This window comes from Falsiruegeria sp. JB4-1, assembly GCF_055693495.1.
Window position 1 is genome coordinate 1,141,020 of record NZ_JBVFTZ010000001.1, and the last position, 15,892, is coordinate 1,156,911.

The 15,892-nt window shown below is 55.4% G+C and carries 15 protein-coding genes, 1 tRNA gene and 1 pseudogene; 3 read left to right on the forward strand and 14 right to left on the reverse strand.

Annotated elements, in window-relative coordinates; translation table 11 throughout:
• Positions 1-298: 298 nt before the first annotated feature.
• The 8 genes from ACZ1HE_RS05870 to ACZ1HE_RS05905 form a co-directional block, all read right to left on the reverse strand.
• Complete coding sequence (locus tag ACZ1HE_RS05870; RefSeq protein ID WP_472619943.1) at positions 299-943, reverse strand: protein-tyrosine phosphatase family protein; 645 nt, start codon at positions 941-943, stop codon at positions 299-301.
• A 114-nt stretch (positions 944-1,057) separates the two neighbouring features.
• Positions 1,058-1,231, reverse strand: a complete 174-nt coding sequence (locus tag ACZ1HE_RS05875; protein ID WP_472619944.1) for a hypothetical protein — start codon at positions 1,229-1,231, stop codon at positions 1,058-1,060.
• A gap of 158 nt (positions 1,232-1,389) precedes the next feature.
• The gene (locus ACZ1HE_RS05880; RefSeq protein WP_472619945.1) at positions 1,390-2,004 is read right to left on the reverse strand and encodes a hypothetical protein; all 615 of its coding nucleotides are present in this window, start codon (positions 2,002-2,004) and stop codon (positions 1,390-1,392) included.
• A gap of 308 nt (positions 2,005-2,312) precedes the next feature.
• The gene (locus ACZ1HE_RS05885) at positions 2,313-2,651 is read right to left on the reverse strand and encodes a hypothetical protein (RefSeq protein WP_472619946.1); all 339 of its coding nucleotides are present in this window, start codon (positions 2,649-2,651) and stop codon (positions 2,313-2,315) included.
• A 324-nt stretch (positions 2,652-2,975) separates the two neighbouring features.
• Positions 2,976-3,275, reverse strand: a complete 300-nt coding sequence (locus ACZ1HE_RS05890; RefSeq protein WP_472619947.1) for a hypothetical protein — start codon at positions 3,273-3,275, stop codon at positions 2,976-2,978.
• A gap of 982 nt (positions 3,276-4,257) precedes the next feature.
• Positions 4,258-4,334 (reverse strand) — tRNA-Arg (locus tag ACZ1HE_RS05895).
• Positions 4,335-4,423: 89 nt separating this feature from the next.
• Positions 4,424-4,885, reverse strand: coding sequence for a GNAT family N-acetyltransferase (locus tag ACZ1HE_RS05900; protein WP_472619948.1), 462 nt, complete (start codon positions 4,883-4,885; stop codon positions 4,424-4,426).
• Between the two features lie 19 nt (positions 4,886-4,904).
• Positions 4,905-5,216 (reverse strand): ETC complex I subunit, encoded by a 312-nt coding sequence (locus ACZ1HE_RS05905; RefSeq protein WP_472619949.1) that lies wholly within the window; start codon positions 5,214-5,216, stop codon positions 4,905-4,907.
• A gap of 222 nt (positions 5,217-5,438) precedes the next feature.
• On the opposite strand from ACZ1HE_RS05905, the pseudogene uvrB reads away from it, so the two are divergent.
• A pseudogene (gene uvrB, locus ACZ1HE_RS05910) lies at positions 5,439-7,626 on the forward strand (excinuclease ABC subunit UvrB).
• A 305-nt stretch (positions 7,627-7,931) separates the two neighbouring features.
• On the opposite strand, the gene ACZ1HE_RS05915 reads toward uvrB, so the two are convergent.
• A complete protein-coding gene (locus ACZ1HE_RS05915; RefSeq protein WP_472619950.1) occupies positions 7,932-8,321 on the reverse strand; it encodes a hypothetical protein in 390 nt (129 codons plus the stop codon).
• A gap of 327 nt (positions 8,322-8,648) precedes the next feature.
• Between ACZ1HE_RS05915 and ACZ1HE_RS05920 the strand changes: the two genes are divergently transcribed.
• Positions 8,649-8,996, forward strand: a complete 348-nt coding sequence (locus ACZ1HE_RS05920) for a hypothetical protein (protein WP_472619951.1) — start codon at positions 8,649-8,651, stop codon at positions 8,994-8,996.
• 210 nt (positions 8,997-9,206) lie between these two features.
• A complete protein-coding gene (locus tag ACZ1HE_RS05925; protein WP_472619952.1) occupies positions 9,207-9,635 on the forward strand; it encodes a hypothetical protein in 429 nt (142 codons plus the stop codon).
• Here ACZ1HE_RS05925 and ACZ1HE_RS05930 read toward each other — a convergent pair.
• The 5 genes from ACZ1HE_RS05930 to ACZ1HE_RS05950 form a co-directional block, all read right to left on the reverse strand.
• Positions 9,632-10,882, reverse strand: coding sequence for a helix-turn-helix domain-containing protein (locus ACZ1HE_RS05930; RefSeq protein ID WP_472619953.1), 1,251 nt, complete (start codon positions 10,880-10,882; stop codon positions 9,632-9,634). The genes ACZ1HE_RS05925 and ACZ1HE_RS05930 overlap by 4 nt on opposite strands.
• Positions 10,883-10,998: 116 nt before the next feature.
• Positions 10,999-13,851, reverse strand: a complete 2,853-nt coding sequence (gene gcvP, locus ACZ1HE_RS05935) for an aminomethyl-transferring glycine dehydrogenase (protein WP_472619954.1) — start codon at positions 13,849-13,851, stop codon at positions 10,999-11,001.
• A 68-nt stretch (positions 13,852-13,919) separates the two neighbouring features.
• Positions 13,920-14,285, reverse strand: coding sequence for a glycine cleavage system protein GcvH (gcvH, locus tag ACZ1HE_RS05940; RefSeq protein WP_472619955.1), 366 nt, complete (start codon positions 14,283-14,285; stop codon positions 13,920-13,922).
• Positions 14,286-14,303: 18 nt separating this feature from the next.
• Positions 14,304-15,401, reverse strand: coding sequence for a glycine cleavage system aminomethyltransferase GcvT (gene gcvT / locus ACZ1HE_RS05945; protein WP_472619956.1), 1,098 nt, complete (start codon positions 15,399-15,401; stop codon positions 14,304-14,306).
• A 30-nt stretch (positions 15,402-15,431) separates the two neighbouring features.
• Positions 15,432-15,845 carry a universal stress protein gene (locus tag ACZ1HE_RS05950; protein ID WP_472619957.1) on the reverse strand — a complete coding sequence of 138 codons (414 nt, stop codon included), beginning with the start codon at positions 15,843-15,845 and terminating at the stop codon, positions 15,432-15,434.
• Positions 15,846-15,892: the final 47 nt, after the last annotated feature.

Here is a 15,892-nt window from a genome sequence, read left to right on the forward strand (position 1 = left end):
CCCCTCGGACACATCATAAACTGCCATCCCTGGGCTGGTGCTCCAGGTTTTCGGGCAGATAGCAGTGGTCGGTGCGTAGAAGTCAATCTCGCAGTAAGCTTCTTCGGCTCTGAGATCGCTGCTCGTGTATTCGCCGGTTGGAATGCTTTCGATCCGAATGCAACGTTCAATGACGCCGTTGGGGCTTTCAAATGTAGTAGCCTGACCTATGACCTCATCGCTCGCCAATAGCATATTGGGCAACACGAACGCCAAAGGAGTCATTAGACTGATCTTCATCTGAAAGGTCCTCACACTGCTATTTGGGGCAAATCGCTGCCTGTTGTTGGGCGGAAATCTTCAAATTGGGATCCACACTGAAGTTAGAGAACTTTGCGTCGATCCATTTGTCACATCCACCCGAACAAGGGGCTCCGTTTCGGGCTTCGTTCCAATAGCCCTTAGCTCTTTCTTCCGACCACCCGCAAAACTGAACAAGTGCCATTGCCGATAGTGCGCCGGAAGAATGAACTCCCCACATGCAGTGGACCAAAACGGGTCCTTGTCCTGGGTTTTCGATGACATTGTGTATGGAGGTCATAACTGCGCTGGGACGGGATGATCTGGCACTTTGATAGTCAAAAGACCCGTTTCCGCAACTCGTGCGACCATATTCAGTGTTCTTACCGAAGTCAGCATAAAAACCGGTTGAAAACCCCTCGCTACAGAGAGCTTTGCGCTGACCGTCACTCAAGCCAGTTCGATCCTTATCACCCCCTTTGAAACCGGATCGATACAAAACTCCGCTTAAGACTGGGCGGAAATAAGCAATGCCATCAACCCCTCCGTCTTTACCTTTAGCGAGCATTTGACTGCTACTCGCGCCGCCGTTTCGGCTGGTCACGTCAGAGCTCGCGGTGGTTGCGAGAGCAACCGCGAAAACAAGGGATACCAAAAAACGCATGCCAGTACCTTTCTATTCTTCAGACCTATGTGCCAGCATCCTTACGTCCGGATACACGCTTAGAGAGATTTCGCACTATGGCCATATCAAGATGACGCTGAGATCTCTCCAGCTTCACATTGGCCACACAAGATTGATGATAGCGACGACGACGAAGTAGGCTAGAACAACTTTCCAGTTCCACTGGTGTTTGTTTTCTTCGTTGATCACACCAACCGATTTCAGCGCCAAGTTTGTGGCTATCAAGGCGGCAACAATAACCGCCGCATGGGCCAAATCGAAATGCAATTCGATGCTCCTTCTTTCAGGTATGATGTTAGTGAAGATACCTCAGCAACTCCCATTGCAAGCTGTCGGCGTGGAAAGACAAACCGCGCTGGCAAACATCAGGCCATTGTTTCTCACTTTCAATCGCTCGTTGGCCTCTTGGTTTGTTATGCGATTGCTCACTCAATCCCGAAAATTACGTTGTAATCGACGGAAGAGTTCCCGCGATTGATGACTTCGATAACGTGGTCGCCGGATTGCCAAAGTTGTCCGCGGTACTCTTGGTCCGCCGACATCAACCCCAAAAGTTCAGATCCATCAGGGTTTCGAATAACGTAGTCCAATGAGCCACTACGCGGGGCAACGCGGACGTACAGGAATTGTTCGTTCTTCGCACCTAAAACGTATTGTTGGGATGCTCCGGGCGCGAGTTGACCGACAAGTTCGGCGCCGGTTGATCCGGCATCGAATTTGACCCGTTGGCTACCGGTGGAACCTGCTGCGCCCGCCATTGCGCCATTGCCATCATCCATGGCTTCGACAACCGACATTTCTCCAATGCTGCCATCTTTGTACGCAATGCATCGCCAAAGTGTTCCACCAGCATCACGCAACATGACCTGCGTACCAGCTTCTGAGAATTGCGAGCTTTCAATTGTGCCGGATTGCCCGTCTGGTCCACCAACCTGCCGTAAATGGTCGAGGCATGCGTCATCGGCTTCCGACATTGCCAACGCCGCGGTGTTTGCGAATACAAACAAAGGTGTGAGAAGTTTGAGCGTCTTACGGTTCATCAGATGATCCCTTGTTGAATGATCTTTGAAGTTTGCAGCCCAACACAACAGTGACCGGACAGTCTTTATGTCATGGTCCGTAAGGCCATACCAAATTCAGTACGAATACGACGACTGCCATTGCAATGACTGCTTTCCAGCTAAACTTGTTGCGGCCTTCTTATTTGATGATGCCCAATTTTTGGAGGACAAACATCGTAGCGAGAAGCAGCAGTACGGTTACAATCGCGTGCGCCAAGTCAAAGTGCATTTATGGGGTCCTTTGCGTTGTTTGACAATTTCTTCGCTGTAGCGAAGCCGGGATACGCTCACTTTTCCTCTCGTAGCTTTGCCAAAAACTCATCGCATGCTTTTGCAGTTCCGACGATCTGTTCAGTTGTCTCAATGCCTTGCAATGCCGCCATTTCCGAATTCACGCGATTGAGGATCTGATCAGCTTGCTCTGCGGTGATCAAGTCTTCGGCTTGTGCACCTTTTAATGTCGAGCAGACACCGGCAGACAGGCCCGTCGCGACGCCAACGCCCATTGCGGCACTTCCGCCAAAGGTCATCGCCCCGAGCACGCCAAGGACAAGTCCAATCACAATCCCCAAAATCAGTTTACCTATTTTGTCCTCCCATGCGGTAATCATTAGATCCGCTTTCACTTCTGACGCCGACCACGCGCCCATCTGCAAAAAAAGAACAGTGCTAACAGGTTAACCACCGGTGCACTTGCGGCGAGCCAGGGCTTGGCCTGTTCCGAAAACATGTCCGACAAAAATACCCAAGGCAGACCCAGCGGTAAAAGGAACACGCCGGACAAGGGATCTCTTTCCTGTCCAAACCAACCATAGGTTCCGGTCAAGAATAAAAACAGCGCCACCACGTAGAGCAATGCGAAAATCGTAGTGGTTGCTTTACAAACCAAGTCGAACCTCGGTGGATTGAGCCATTGCCGCGTCGCTGTTCCCAGCTACGCAGGAACTAGGTCAAAGTGTTCCTTCGTCACCCATAAACTCGATACCGGCAGTAGCGCCATCACTGTATGCGATACAATTCCAAGGTGCGCGATCTTCACCGACGCCAACAATGACCTGCGTTCCAGCCTCACTAAACGCCGATGAAAGCACTACGACTTGAGAGTTGTTTGTGGTGTTGGCCACATCACGCAAACACGCTTGCTGTGCATGTGTTACATCTGTCGATGCAGTCGAGCTTCCAGCATCGTCGCATGCGGCAAGTGTCAAAGTCGCCAATAGCAAAATAGCTGGAGCGAGAAATTTCTTCATAGTCGGTTCCTCGTTGTTCCTATTCGCAATTGAACGAAGTATGCGGAAAACATTCAACTATGCAAAGCTGTTATGATCAATGCGTCATCGGGGTATGCAAAAGCAATATTTCTGCGCATAGCTGCCGTTCATCGAGAGAGCAGCGAATGGCAACAGTCCGCCCTCAGCACTAACAGGTAGGACCCGCCGACCGTTTACACTGTGTCCGCATTGGGCTGAGAGACGTCGCCGGATGAGTTTCGTACCAAAAGTTACTTGGTGCCTGAATCTATGCGGCCAGTGCTCATCGTGGGTGGAGGTCATGCGGATTACCCAAAGCTGAGATTGGCACTATGAATTACGTTGGCACAACTGTGATTGAAGTTGGCTATCGTGCCAAGGCGCTCTTGATCCAGGTTTTCGACGCTCTCAACTGTAAATCAGGTGACGGAAAGCGGTTACTCTTTTGGTGTGCATTTGTAGAGAACTAGGATTTTCAGGAGCGCATGGATTCGCCCGAGCTATGACAGCGGCCGGATATACAAAGCAATGGCGTTACAGACGCGATTGGCTTGCTTGGCGTCATAGAGTAGCTGACGCGCGGGATTTGCGTTGGTGCATCCTCTGCGGGTGTTACTTGCGCAAAGACGCTAAGATTTCGGCAATGTACTGCACAGCCTCTTGTCGTGAGAACGCGCGTAAGAAACGCAGAAGGCGCGGCGTGTTTCCTGGCCACATGCACAAAGGGCCCATTTGCGACGGTTTAGCTCTGGACGTTAGAGAACTTGAGATCCGCCGAGAGGACGCGTTTTATCTTTGTCATGGCAAAACAATCGATTAGGCGCCGAATTTGTGCAAACGATGGCGGAAGCCGTTTTATGCTCAGGACGAAAAATAGGACTCAAGCGATCATCCTTGGCGCCCCCACGGCGTCCCAGGCACAAAACGAATTTTCGCAAAAGAAAGCAGAGCGAAAATAAATAATTGAAAATGTGTGAAAAACTGGCGATCCCTGAAGGACTCGAACCCTCAACCTGCTGATTAGAAGTCAGCTGCTCTATCCAGTTGAGCTAAGGGACCGCTCTGGTCGACCAATTTGGGTCTGAAAGTCGTCTTACCGACCCCGGCGATTGAGTTCAAAAGGAAATTGCCGGAAAAGCAGTATTTTCTCAGTCGCCTGCCCGCAGGTCCAATCGCATGAAGGCACTGTTCGGGTCTGCCTCATAGCCGGGAATCGGGCCGCAATAGTTGTACCCAAGTGCTTCGTAGAGCTTGCGAGCTGCATCGTAATTGTTCAGATGCGCTGCGCCGGTTTCTAGAACCAGTGCTGAAATACCATTCTTTCGAGCTTCAGCTTCGATATGCGTCATCAGGTTGCGGGCCAGACCTTGCCCCCGAGCGGCTGCTGCAACATGGACGGATTTGATTTCTGCAGTGCCGTCTTCAAGATGTTTGAGTGCACCGCATCCCAAAGGTGTGTCCCCGTCATAAACAACCCAGAACAGCATTCCGGGCTCACATAGCCCGTCAACATCCATTGTGTGGTTACTTTCGTCGGGACCAGCATCTTGGCTGTGCGACAAATGCGCCTCGATAAGTGGACGCACGTCATGCGCACTTGGGTCAGCCAAGCGAATTGCAAACACGGGCTTAGTGGGTCCAGGGGCCGCGGCGGTTGGTGGCAAAATTCTCACCATAGCCACCTGCGCGCACATTTGCTTTGCGAGGTTTTGGTTCGATGACCTGGGCGTCAATCCCATGAGCCTGGGCGTATTCGACCGCCTCTTCTTTGGTTCCGAACCTCAGCCGCACCTGGGTTTGTGTGTCCGAACTGGACGTCCAGCCCATCAGCGGGTCCACTTCTCGGGACGAGGCCTGACCGTACTCCAGAACCCACTTGCGGGTCTTGGCCATACCAGAGGTCATGGCGTTTCGAGCTGGCTTGAAAATACGGGCACGCATTGGCTGTCTCCTGTTCCGATTTCTGTATAGGCAAAAAATCGTATTACCGACAAGAACCCAATCTACAAATTGCGCTGCTTTGTCCTGTCGTTACAGGGGGATCGGGTCGTTGAGGCCTGTGGCTCCATCCTAATGTCAGTTTTTGTCATTGGCTTGCCAAATCGGCCTTGAAACAAACACCGAACAGATCAAAATATGAGCTTCCACAAAGGACGCCGCCTGATGCCCTATGCAAACTCTGACAAAACCCAGATGACGACCGAGGACGTCCGCGCCCGTCTCAAGCTTGAGGGCGGAAAACAGTTCGTCATGCACACGGATTTCACACCTGCAGGCGACCAGCCCACAGCCATTGTCGAATTGTCCCAAGGCGTCAACGATGGTGAACGTGATCAGGTTCTCCTGGGCGCAACTGGCACCGGGAAAACGTTCACTATGGCGAAGGTGATCGCGGAAACGCAGCGACCTGCAATCATTTTGGCTCCCAACAAGACGCTGGCGGCGCAGCTCTATGGCGAGTTCAAAGGGTTCTTTCCCGAAAACGCGGTCGAGTATTTTGTTTCGTACTACGACTACTACCAACCCGAGGCTTATGTCGCACGCTCGGACACGTATATCGAAAAGGAAAGCCAGATCAACGAACAGATCGACCGCATGCGCCACTCGGCCACGCGGGCGCTGCTGGAGCGGGATGACGTGATCATCGTTGCTTCTGTGTCCTGCATCTACGGTATCGGTTCGGTGGAAACCTACGGGGCGATGACGCAAGATCTCAAAGTTGGCAAGGATTACGACCAGCGGCAAGTGATGGCGGACCTGGTGGCGCAGCAATACCGCCGAAACGATCAGGCGTTTCAGCGCGGCTCGTTCCGCGTGCGCGGCGACAGCCTGGAGATCTGGCCCGCTCACCTCGAGGATCGCGCCTGGAAGTTTTCGTTTTTTGGGGAAGAGCTGGAACAGATCACCGAATTCGACCCGCTGACCGGTGAACGCAAAGACACGATGGAGCAGGTGCGGGTCTACGCAAACTCGCACTATGTCACCCCAAAGCCGACGATGCAGCAGGCCATCATCGGCATCAAGAAGGAGCTGCGCATCCGATTGGATCAACTCGTGGGCGAGGGCAAACTACTTGAGGCACAGCGATTGGAGCAACGGACAAACTTCGATTTGGAAATGCTCGAGGCCACCGGCGTCTGCAACGGGATCGAGAACTATTCGCGCTATCTGACCGGCCGCGCCCCCGGCGAACCGCCCCCAACGCTCTTTGAATTCATCCCCGACAACGCCATTGTCTTTGCCGACGAAAGCCACGTCTCAGTGCCCCAGATCGGTGGCATGTACCGGGGCGACTATCGGCGCAAGTTCACATTGGCCGAACACGGCTTCCGCCTGCCGTCGTGCATGGACAACCGACCGCTGAAGTTCGAAGAATGGGATGCCATGCGGCCTCAATCGGTCTTTGTCTCTGCCACGCTGCGGCGAAATGGGAGATCGAACAAACAGGCGGCGTTTTCACCGAACAGGTGATCCGTCCCACCGGTCTTTTGGACCCTGAGGTGGAAATTCGCCCAGTCCAGATGCAGGTCGACGATCTGCTGGACGAGGTGCGCAAGGTCGCCGCCGACGGCTTCCGCACGCTGGTGACGACGCTCACCAAACGCATGGCCGAGGACCTGACCGAATACATGCACGAGCAGGGCATCAAGGTCCGCTATATGCACTCGGACATCGACACGCTGGAACGCATCGAGATCCTGCGCGATCTACGCCTTGGCGCCTTTGACGTGTTGATCGGGATCAACCTGCTGCGCGAGGGTCTGGATATTCCCGAATGCGGGCTGGTGGCCATTCTGGATGCGGACAAAGAGGGCTTCCTGCGCTCCGAGACCTCGCTGGTGCAGACAATCGGCCGCGCCGCACGGAACGCTGAGGGCCGCGTGATCATGTATGCCGACAAGATCACCGGTTCGATGGAGCGCGCGCTGGGCGAGACCAACCGCCGCCGCGCCAAACAGATGGCCTATAACGAAGAACATGGGATCACGCCCGCAACGGTAAAAAGAACGTCGAGGATGTTCTGGCCGGCCTCTACGAAGGCGACGTCGACATGAACCGCGTCACCGCCACCATTGACAAACCGATGCACGGCGCGAACCTTGAGGCACATCTGGACGGTCTGCGCGAGCAGATGCGCAAGGCCGCCGAGAACCTGGAATTCGAAGAGGCCGCCAACCTGCGAGATGAGATCAAGCGGCTGGAAGCGGTCGATCTGGCTGTCGCCGACGACCCCATGGCGCGCCAATGGGCGGTCGAGAAGGCCTCAGAGGATGCGGTGAAATCACGTGGTCGGTCCACTGCTGGGAGGCCGGGGCAGCGGGGCGGGAATGTGAAACGGCGGAAGCGATGAGCTTAATTCTCAGCCTTCTGCGTGTACGAGCGCAGTGAACCCAATTGCAATCAGACATGTTCCAACCAATAGCTCCAAGCTACTATGGTTATAGTTTATGGCCGCAAGAACTTTCAGATATCCCGCTGTAACATACGAATAGGCGTATGTAGCTTGAACAAACTTCATGATTTCACTCCATTAAGGGACTGAAATCATCATCTTTTCTATCAGCGCTTATGGGTAGCTTTCTTAAGTCAAACATTGATGAAACTAAAGACAGCTTTAGCCAGAGATAACCTCACTTAAGCGAAGAGAACAGTTCATCAAGCGGCGAGTTTTGACGCAATACTACGAATACATGCTTCGGAGTTCACTGGCGTATTACCTCTCCCAACAACGCAAGGCTCAACTGATTCGGCTTTCAAACCCGCAACTTTACAAATGTCTAATGCGATGGACTTTGGTACGAGCCTGCCGCTTGCCACACTGGCGATTGTACTTTCTGTGACACCTACACCGACTGCAATACTTTCAAAGGTCATAGAACCGTGTTCCGACGTCCGCTGGCTTATGGCATCGAACAATCCCACAACGCGATGATTGAAGGGCACCACGCTTCTGGCTTCATTTACCAAGCCCAAGCCAACCTCATGACGCTTGAAGTTCACCAGATAAAGAACATCTGCGGCAGTTTTGAAATCAACAAGCGACATACGCTCAACTCTAAATTTTTGTTCAAAGAGTTCTATTTGATAGCCTACTTTTGTATGGAAGAGAGAAGTCGTCGCGGTTGCAATAGTTTAGGTTCAGGTTCTTCAAAGTAATGTGATTTCCTGCCAACCCTGTGTCTTCAAGGTGCTTCCAAACACAAGGATAGAGAAAGGATGAAGGCGGTCTGCCAGGCATAATAATATTCTCACTTTAGCGCGATTTATTTCGCTTTATTACATTTTTTGGAGCGATTCGTATAGGAAATTACAACCCTGCTGAGGTTGAGAAAATCGCCCTTTCGTGTGAGTGATCGAAGACTTTTATCCATCGTGAAAAAAGAAACTTTTGCTCGAGTTCTGACAGTTGGCAACGCGCCGAACAATGCAGAAGACTACGTCGTCTTTTCTTCTCTGAGCACAAAAAATTTTTCTAACGTCTTTCACAACCTCACGCGTAAACACTTTATCTACCATATTTCCACCATTCTGCTGCCACGCAAAACCGAAATTCCCCCTTTCGTCCGAGATTTGATTGGACAACTTGTTCATTTCCAAGCTGTGATGCAGGGCCCGGTGATCCGTCGTAAGGCATGTGATGTCGAGCGGTTTACAGGGGTGAGGCATTTCATGGCTGAAATCGAAAGACGCGAATGTCAAATGGGGGAGAGTGCTGGCTAGGTCAGGGCGTTTTGAAACCGAGCACCTGCACACGGGCTTTCGGGCACACGCGCGGCGCTTTTCAAAATGGAATGCAGGCCAAAATATTCAGAGGAATTCGGTTCCTCATCCTAGATACATATTCGGTGATTTCCTGTTGGTCAGTCTGGACGCTGACATTCGGTTAAGACAATGCCTTGCCAAGTAGTCGCAACTCTCTAATTCTTCTGTATGCGAATTCTTCTGGCCTGTCTCTTCATCACCACCCCCGCTTACTCATGGGAAGCCGAAATTGGCGATATCTGTACGCTGTCCCATGATACAGAAACCGCCGATATCATTCTCACCTACGATCCAAGCAAGCCGCTCTACACGCTGACGGTCACGTTGAAATCCCGAACGTGGAGCGTCTCTCCCTGGTTCGGAATGCGCTTTGACGGTGGTGCCCCGATCGAGATTGCAACGGCGCGGCATGTCTTGTCCGAGGATCGGTTTGACCTCACCGCATCTGACAGTGGGTTTGGCAACGTCTTGGATGGCTTGGAATACAACGACACCGCTGTGGCCTTCACTCAAAACCAAGTTGCTCAGTTCCCATTGGACGGGGCCGCTCCCGCGGTTCGCGCCTTTCGTGAATGTGCGGGTCCTGCGCTCTCTTAAGCCGATCTTACACCGTCCCTGATAGGCGAAATCTTTGGTTTTGAAGGTGCACCGCCAGTTTCTTTGTTCCAATCAAAGAGGGCAAACGGCCTGCCTGCCAGTTTCCGGACCTTTGATTTACCTTGTTGACCTAGTCGCGCAAGGGCCTGTGTAAGACGCATTGAACTGATTGTTGTGATTGTTTTCCCAGGCAAATACGCCCGGCCAACCGGAGGCGTATTCTTCAGCAAAGCTGACTGAAACGTCGTTAGGCAGTACCCACTGTCGCCGCGTTGGCGAATGCCTGTCTGCGCAGGCTCCTGGGGCTGGAGCCGAGCTCTTTGCGGCACCAATAGCTGAGGTTTGTCAAGGAACTGAACCCGGTCGCGATCACAATCTCTGGCAGTGACAGGTTCGAGATGCACCATCAACTGATGCGCCCGTTCGATCCGCAGGTTGCGATATGCCACCAAGGGCGTCGTATCAGTCTTTTCCTGGAAACGGCGTTCCAGTTTTCGTGTCGATACACCGACCTGACGGGCCAGCTCGCGGACCCGTTTGGGTTCTTCGATGTGGTCCTGCATCAAGTCCAGAATGCGTGCGATCAAAGCGTCCCCTTGGGCGCGTTGTTTCAGATGCAGCGCGACCTTGCTGCGCGTGCGTTCGGACGGGTGTGACAGACCCAAATATTCGGCCAGAGCACCTGCGATGAACTGCCCATGGTCGTTGCGGATCAGGTCGATGAATAGATTGAGCGCGGCGAAGGGGCTTGTGGCGCTGTGCAGCGCGTTCGAATGGGCGGTGTGGCCGCCGCCTTGGGCCGGGGTCAGGTGCTCTTCTTGGGCGGCAGCCAAGAAATTGGGGTGCACGGCGATTTGGTGGCTTTCGCGTAAGCCAGTCTCGCCCAGTAGAAAGACAGCGCCACCGACCAAAACAGTGCGTGGGGCAAGGCGAATGATGCGCTGCACTTTGTGGCGGTCGCTGTCGGTGATCAGCCAGCGGCTGTGAATATCGCCGAGAAACACCACCGTGCGGCGGCTCCAGCGGCGAGGGTCCTGGTGATGGGGCTCGGACAGATGGCGCACCGACAGGCGGTAGCCGCCATCGGTGAGTAACTCGTTGGCGGAATGGAACAAGTCCTCGATCATCCGGGTGCCAGCAATCGGCGCGCCGTCGGGCAATAGAATGTCGATGTCGTGAAAGGGTGTCATGCCCGCAGGCGCAAGGGTGCATTGAGCGGTGTCTGAAACCGGATTGAAAAAGGTCATGCCTGTCTCCTCCTGGTGATGGATCGCGTCAGTCTTTGGGGGCACCCTGAGAATAGGGGAGGGTGTGCCCCGCCGGAGAATTTCCGGCGGGGTGGTTGTGAATGGCCTGTGTTGGATCAGGCGTCGTCTTCGTAGTCCGACATGGGGGGGCAGGTGCAGATCAGGTTGCGGTCGCCATAGGCATTGTCGACCCGGTTGACGACGGGCCAGTACTTGTCCACGCCCAAATTGCCCGGAGGGAAACAAGCCTGCTCGCGGGTGTAAGGACGATCCCATTCACCCACCAGATCACGCACCGTGTGCGGCGCGTTCTTCAGCGGGTTGTTTTCCGCGTCGATCTTGCCGTCGATGATGTCCTGCGCTTCCTGACGGATCGAGATCATGGCATCGCAGAAGCGGTCCAGTTCTGCCATCGGCTCGGATTCCGTGGGTTCCACCATCAGCGTGCCGGCCACCGGCCAGGACATGGTCGGCGCGTGGAAGCCCGAGTCCACCAGACGCTTGGCAACGTCGTCCACAGAAACGTGGGCTTCGTCGTTCAGCGGGCGGGTGTCCAGGATACATTCATGCGCAACACGGCCCGTTTCCGAGGTGTAGAGGATCGGATAGGAATCCTTCAGACGCGCGGCGATGTAGTTGGCGTTCAGGATGGCCACCTTCGTCGCTTGCGTCAGACCTGCACCACCCATCAGCAGCACATAGGCCCACGAGACAGGAAGGATCGACGGCGAGCCGAAGGGCGCCGCAGAAACCGGACCCACGGCGGTGCCGTATTCCGGGTGACCCGGCAGGTGTTCGGTCAGGTGCGCCTTGACGCCGATCGGACCCATGCCGGGGCCGCCACCGCCATGCGGGATGCAGAAAGTCTTGTGCAGGTTCAGGTGGCTGACGTCGCCGCCAATGTCACCCGGACGCGACAGACCCACCATGGCGTTCATGTTGGCCCCGTCGATATAGACCTGACCGCCATGCTCGTGCGTGATGTCACAGACCTCTTGCACGGTGGTCTCAAAGACGCCGTGGGTCGAGGGGTATGTGATCATGCAGCCCGCCAGCTCGTTCGAGTGTTTTTCAGCCTTCTCGCGGAAATCCACCAGATCGATGTTGCCGTTGTCATCCGCTTTGATCGGAACAACCTTCCAGCCCACCATCTGCGCCGACGCCGGGTTGGTGCCGTGCGCCGATGTCGGGATCAGGCAAACGTTCCGGTGCCCTTCGCCGCGGGCGAAGTGATAGTTGCGGATCGTCAGCAGGCCCGCGTATTCACCCTGCGCACCCGAGTTGGGCTGCTGGGAAATCGCGTCATAACCAGTGATCTGGCAGAGCTTGTCGTTGAGATCGTCGATCATCTGGTGATAGCCCTGCGCCTGATCTTCGGGGCAGAACGGGTGCAGGTTGCCGAATTCCGGCCAGGTGACCGGGATCATTTCGATCGTTGCGTTCAGCTTCATGGTGCAGGACCCCAGCGGGATCATTGCACGGTCCAGCGCCAGATCGCGGTCGGCCAGACGGCGCATGTAGCGGGTGATCTCGGCCTCGGCCCGGTTCTTGTGGAAGATCGGGTGGGTCAGATATTCGCTTTCACGCAGCGCGTAATCAGGCAGGCGATAGTGCTTTTCCGAACTATCGTCTTTGCGGTCGATGCCAAAGGCAGCCCAAACCGCTTCGATGGTTTCCGGACGGGTTTGTTCGTCCAGCGAAATGCCAACCTTGGTCTCGCCCACTTTGCGCAGGTTGACGCCACGGGAAACGGCAGCCTCCATCACGACGGTTTGCAGGTGGCCGACTTCGACGGTGATGGTGTCAAAGAACACTTCGGGTTCGACGGCGAAACCTGCTGCTTCCAGACCATTGGCCAGACGCGAGGTTTTGCGGTGCACCGACTGAGCAATCGCCTTGATGCCATCGGGACCGTGATAAACGGCGTACATGGATGCAATCACGGCCAGAAGCGCCTGAGCGGTACAGACGTTCGAGTTCGCTTTTTCACGGCGGATGTGCTGCTCGCGGGTTTGCAGGGCAAGGCGGTATGCCTTGTTGCCACGGCTGTCGATGGACACACCGATGATCCGGCCCGGCATCGCGCGCTTCAGCTTGTCGGTGGTCGCCATGTACGCGGCGTGGGGGCCGCCGTAGCCCATGGGAACACCGAAACGCTGGGTCGAGCCGATGGCGATATCCGCGCCCATTTCACCGGGCGATTTCAACAGGGCTAGCGACAGGATGTCGGCGGCAACAATGGCGATGGCCTTGTTTTCATGCAGCGCGGCGATCTGGCTGGTAAAGTCCTGCACGTGACCATTGGTGCCCGGATACTGGAAGATTGCGCCAAAGACGGCACCTGCTTCCAGCTCAGCAGGATCGGCAACCTGCACGTCGATGCCCAAGGGCTCGGCGCGGGTTTTGATCACGGCGATGGTCTGCGGGTGACAGTTCTTGTCGACAAAGAAGGCCGCGTTGTTGGCTTTGGAGCGGCCGCCGCGTTTTGCCATTGCCATGGCTTCGGCAGCTGCGGTGGCTTCGTCCAGAAGCGAGGCGTTCGCCACGTCCAACCCGGTCAGGTCGCTGACCATGGTCTGGAAGTTCAACAGCGCCTCAAGGCGGCCCTGGGAAATCTCGGGCTGGTAGGGGGTATAGGCCGTGTACCACGCCGGGTTTTCCAGAATGTTGCGCAGGATCGGCGCCGGTGTGGTGGTGCCGTAATAGCCCTGACCGATCAGCGAGGTCAGAACTTTGTTCTTGCTCGCGATCTCTTTCATGTGGAAGAGCGCGTCCCGCTCGGTCATCGCTGGGCCCCAATCGAGCGCCTCTTTCTGGCGGATCGCGGGGGGGACAGTGGCGTCGATCAGCTCGTCCAGGGTTTTGAAGCCGATCACCTTGAGCATGTCGCGCATTTCGGCAGGCGACGGGCCAATGTGGCGGCGATTGGCGAAATCGTAAGCTTCGTAATCGGTGAGTTTGAAGGCCATTTCAGCGCTCCTGAGGTCAAATGTCCGGCCCGGCGGTCAGCCGCCGGGCGTTTTTGGCAAATGAAGACTTAGCCGATCAGGGCTTTGTAGCCGTCCAGATCCATCAGATCTTCAAGCTGCGAGGCGTCCGACAGTTTGATCTTGTAGATCCAGGCATCGCCCTCGGGGCTTTCGTTCAGCTTGCCGGGGTTCTCTTCCAGATCGCCGTTCACAGCGACAACTTCGCCGTCGACGGGGGCATAGATTTCCGAGGCGGCCTTGACGGATTCGATCACGCCGATTTCGTCGCCCTTCTCGAACTCGTCGCCTTCTTCCTTCTGCTCGACAAAAACGATCTCGCCCAGCTGGTCAGCGGCGTGCTGTGTGATGCCGATGGTGGCTGTGTCGCCTTCGACCAGAACCCATTCGTGCTCTTCGGAATAATAGATAGCCATGTTCTAGTTGCCCTTTGTTTAGCGTTTGTAGTTTTGCTGCACGAAGGGCAGCGATACGATTTCGGCAGGTTGAACCTTGCCGCGAATGATCAGGTTGACCTTCTCGCCCGGCTCACCGTGGCCCGCCGAGACATAACCCATGGCCACCGGTCCACCGACGGTGGGACCAAAACCGCCCGAGGTGATTTCACCGATAGTATTGCCTTCAAGGCATTGGATTTCAACATGTTGACGGGCAGGGGCGCGGCCTGTCGGTTTGATGCCAACCAGTTTCTTGGCGGCGCCTTCGGCCAGTTCCTTTTGGATGCGCGCGGCTCCGGGGAACCCGCCTTCTTCCTTGCGGCGCTTTTGCATGGCCCAGCCCAGCGATGCCTCGACAGGTGAGGTCGATTGGTCGATGTCATTTCCGTAAAGGCACAGACCGGCTTCAAGCCGCAGGCTGTCGCGTGCGCCCAAACCCGCAGGCTCGCAGTCGTCATGTGCCAGGAAGGCGCGTGTGATTTCGACGGCCTTGTCTTCGGGGATCGAGATTTCGTAACCGTCTTCGCCGGTATAGCCCAGACGTGAGACGCGGCAGGTGGCGCCCATGATGTCCGCCATGATGGTTTCCATGAACTTCATGTCGCGTGCCTCGGGGCAAAGTGCTCCGACCACGTCTTCGGCTGATGGCCCCTGTACAGCGACCAGAGCGCGATCAAAGATCTCGGTCACCTCGACGCCTTCGAGGTTCTCGATCATATGCGGGATGTCCTGGTGACGCAGGGCAGCGTTTACAACCACAAACCAATAGCTGCCTGCGTTGGACACGATCAGGTCGTCCATGATGCCGCCTTCTTCGTTGGTGAAGAAGCCGTAGCGCGCTTTTCCCTCTTTCAAGGTTGCGTAGGCCTGCGGGCAGATCTTCTCGAGCTCTTGGCCGACATTGTCGCCCTTAAGGATCACCTGACCCATGTGGCTGACATCGAAAAGTCCGGCCTTGGCGCGGGTGTGGTTGTGCTCGCCCATGATTCCCATGGGGTATTGGACGGGCATTTCCCAGCCGGCGAAATCGACCATCTTGCCGCCGAGTTCGACGTGCAGATCGTAAAGAGGAGTGCGTTTGGGCGCGTCGGTCATGACAGGTGCCTTTCAGTTGACGGGTCGGGATCAGTCACGGACGACCATAACGGTGCAATGCGCGTTGCGCACCACCCGGGCCAGGTTCGGACCAATTTCATAATTCGGGAAGTCACCCTTGGCCGATGCCATGACGATCATGTCATAGCCGTCCTTGTGGGCAAGCTTGAGGATTTCGCGGTAAACGCTGCCTTCTTCGATGTGCACTGGCACATGGGCGGCGTCATTTGCGGCCAGGATGGCCTCGACTTTGCCGCGGACAAAGTCCTTGGCGCCTGAGCCGTACCCTTCGGGCAGGTTGGGCAGCTGGATGATCTCGGGGATGACCTCGACGGCGTGCAGTTCTGCGCCATAGAACTTGGCCTGTTCCAGCGCCGTCGCCAGAGCTTTTTTCCAGGACCGGTCATCGGTGTGGTCGATCGGAAGCAGGATTTTCGTAGCCATCTGTCGTCTCCTCACGAGGCAAGAAATCTGTTTGGGGATGAGAGGGC

What these genes read in the sequence shown, in the direction of transcription:
- ACZ1HE_RS05870 (WP_472619943.1), bottom strand. Translation starts at nt 943, where the DNA reads ATGCGTTTTTTGGTATCCCTTGTTTTCGCGGTTGCTCTCGCAACCACC.
- ACZ1HE_RS05880 (WP_472619945.1), bottom strand. Translation starts at nt 2,004, where the DNA reads ATGAACCGTAAGACGCTCAAACTTCTCACACCTTTGTTTGTATTCGCA.
- ACZ1HE_RS05890 (WP_472619947.1), bottom strand. Translation starts at nt 3,275, where the DNA reads ATGAAGAAATTTCTCGCTCCAGCTATTTTGCTATTGGCGACTTTGACA.
- ACZ1HE_RS05905 (WP_472619949.1), bottom strand. Translation starts at nt 5,216, where the DNA reads ATGCGTGCCCGTATTTTCAAGCCAGCTCGAAACGCCATGACCTCTGGT.
- ACZ1HE_RS05915 (WP_472619950.1), bottom strand. Translation starts at nt 8,321, where the DNA reads ATGTCGCTTGTTGATTTCAAAACTGCCGCAGATGTTCTTTATCTGGTG.
- ACZ1HE_RS05925 (WP_472619952.1), top strand. Translation starts at nt 9,207, where the DNA reads ATGCGAATTCTTCTGGCCTGTCTCTTCATCACCACCCCCGCTTACTCA.
- ACZ1HE_RS05930 (WP_472619953.1), bottom strand. Translation starts at nt 10,882, where the DNA reads ATGACCTTTTTCAATCCGGTTTCAGACACCGCTCAATGCACCCTTGCG.
- gcvP (WP_472619954.1), bottom strand. Translation starts at nt 13,851, where the DNA reads ATGGCCTTCAAACTCACCGATTACGAAGCTTACGATTTCGCCAATCGC.
- gcvH (WP_472619955.1), bottom strand. Translation starts at nt 14,285, where the DNA reads ATGGCTATCTATTATTCCGAAGAGCACGAATGGGTTCTGGTCGAAGGC.
- gcvT (WP_472619956.1), bottom strand. Translation starts at nt 15,401, where the DNA reads ATGACCGACGCGCCCAAACGCACTCCTCTTTACGATCTGCACGTCGAA.
- ACZ1HE_RS05950 (WP_472619957.1), bottom strand. Translation starts at nt 15,845, where the DNA reads ATGGCTACGAAAATCCTGCTTCCGATCGACCACACCGATGACCGGTCC.